1 protein-coding gene is annotated in these 1,501 nt (G+C 73.4%); it reads left to right on the plus strand.

The genetic code is table 11. From position 1 onward, the window contains the following. A partial coding sequence (locus LLG88_16390) for a SpoIIE family protein phosphatase (GenBank protein MCE5248487.1) occupies positions 1–1,392 on the plus strand: 1,392 nt, incomplete at its 5' end. Between the last annotated feature and the right edge of the window lie 109 nt (positions 1,393–1,501).

Genomic DNA, 1,501 nt, shown 5'->3' on the forward strand with positions numbered 1-1,501 from the left:
GGCACCTTCGTCAACCAAGAGAAGATCGACCACCCGACCCCCGTAGAGGCCGGGGACCGGATTTCGGTCGGCCGCACGACCCTCGTCTTCGGCCCGCCCCCCGCGCGCTCCCTCTCGGTCAGCGACGCGGACCGCCCGGAGACGCGCACGCTCGGCTCGCTGCGCGTGCAGGAGGCGCCGCTCACCGCCCTGACCCGCATCCTCGTGGACGCCGCGCGCGCCATCACCTCGCACCGCCCCGCGCAGGAGGTGCTGCAGCAGTTGCTCGAGCTCGCCCGCCGCGCCACGCGCGCCGAGCGCGGGATGATCGCCCGCCGCGAGCCGTCGAACCTCCTCGCGCCGGTCGTCTTCTCGCCCCCCAAGGCCAGCCCGCCGGTGATCAGCCGCCGCGTCCTCGAACGGGTGCTCGAAGGGGGCGAGGCGCTGAGCCTCGAGGACCTGCCGGACGAGCTCGCCTCGCGCGGCACGATCATGGGCGCCGGCATCCGCTCGATCCTCTGCGCGCCGCTCGGCCTCGAGCGCCCCTTCGCCGGCGTCTTCTACCTCGACAGCCTCGTCGGCCGCGCCGACTTCCAGCCGCAGCACCTCGAGGTCGTGGCGATCCTCGCCGGCATGGCCGACGTTGTCCTCGACCAGGAGCGGATGCGCGCCGAGCGCGAGCGGCTGCGCCGCGTCGAGTCGGAGCTGCGCGCCGCGGCCGAGATCGAGACCGCTCTGCTGCCGCCCGAAGACCCGGCGATGCCGGCCGGCTTCGCCGCCGCCGGCTTCCACCGCGCCTGCCAGACGATCGGGGGCGACCTCTACGACTTCTACCAGTGCGGCGGCAACGTCGGCGTGATGCTCGCCGACGTCGCGGGGAAGGGGCTCCCCGCGGCGCTGCTGATGGCGAACCTTCACGCCCGCTGGCACGGCGTGCGCCTCGCCGCCGACGCTCCCGGGACGTGGATGGGCCGCCTCAACGAAGAGTTCCAGAAGGCGCATCCCGGCAACCGCTTCGTCACGATGGCCTTCGGCCAGGTGAACGCGGAGCGGAACGAGCTGCTCTTCGCCAGCGCCGGCCACAACCCCGCGCTGCTGCTGAACGGCGACCGCTTCGAGTGGCTCTCCAGCACCGGCCCGGTCCTCGGAATCATTCCGAACCAGGACTTCGAGCTGCTCGTGCGCCCGTTCCCGCCCGGCTCGCGCCTCGTGATCTACAGCGACGGCGTGACCGACCAGCGGAATTCGCGCGGCGATTCGTTCGGCCCCGAGCGCCTGCTGCGCGCGGTGCAGAACGCGGAAGGCAAGCCGCCGCGCGGCCTGATCGAAGCGGTGCGCGACGAATTGGAGTTCTTCGCCGGCGACGCGCCGCAGGACGACGACACGACGATCGCCGTTCTCGCGCGCGACTGAACGCCGCCCCGCGCCGCCGCGGCCGGACGGGGCGCCGGCGGCCGGCGCGACGAGACGAGGAGCCCCGCCCGCAGAGGAACCGCATGGTCCTGAATCGCGCCTCGCGTTT

It is taken from the genome of bacterium (assembly GCA_021372775.1).
Lineage (GTDB): Bacteria > Acidobacteriota > Polarisedimenticolia > J045 > J045 > JAJFTU01.